The organism is Streptococcus suis (genome assembly GCF_002964045.1).
In the GTDB taxonomy this organism is placed as follows: Bacteria; Bacillota; Bacilli; order Lactobacillales; family Streptococcaceae; genus Streptococcus; species Streptococcus suis_U.
In genome coordinates this window covers 1-329 of record NZ_POPB01000603.1, presented here as the reverse complement: position 1 = coordinate 329, position 329 = coordinate 1, and the positions used below count along the sequence as shown (strand labels likewise).

At 40.1% G+C, this 329-nt stretch carries 1 protein-coding gene; it reads right to left on the bottom strand.

Annotated elements, in window-relative coordinates; genetic code table 11:
• On the bottom strand, positions 1-329 hold a 329-nt coding region (locus C1E99_RS14820; protein ID WP_161951222.1), incomplete at both ends, for a hypothetical protein.

Genomic DNA, 329 nt, shown 5'->3' with positions numbered 1-329 from the left:
AAAAACAATATCTCCATCCTCTGAAACAAATGTTTTCACACGGCGCTCAATGACCCCAGCACGTGAAGGAGCAACTGTGATTGCTGTCGTACCAATGGCATATCCTTCTGAAATCTGTCCCGATTCTTGTGCACCTGAAACGTATTCATAATTTGTCACATCACGCTGTGTTGAAGAAGTAAATTTATCACCTTCAAGACCACTAATAACATAGGTTGCAATCAATTCATCAGTACCTTGTACGCGGTAATAAGTCGTTTGAGTAGCAATTTTCGGAACATAACTCCAAAGTTTGTGAACTGGATCTCCTTTTTGCACTAAACCATTAG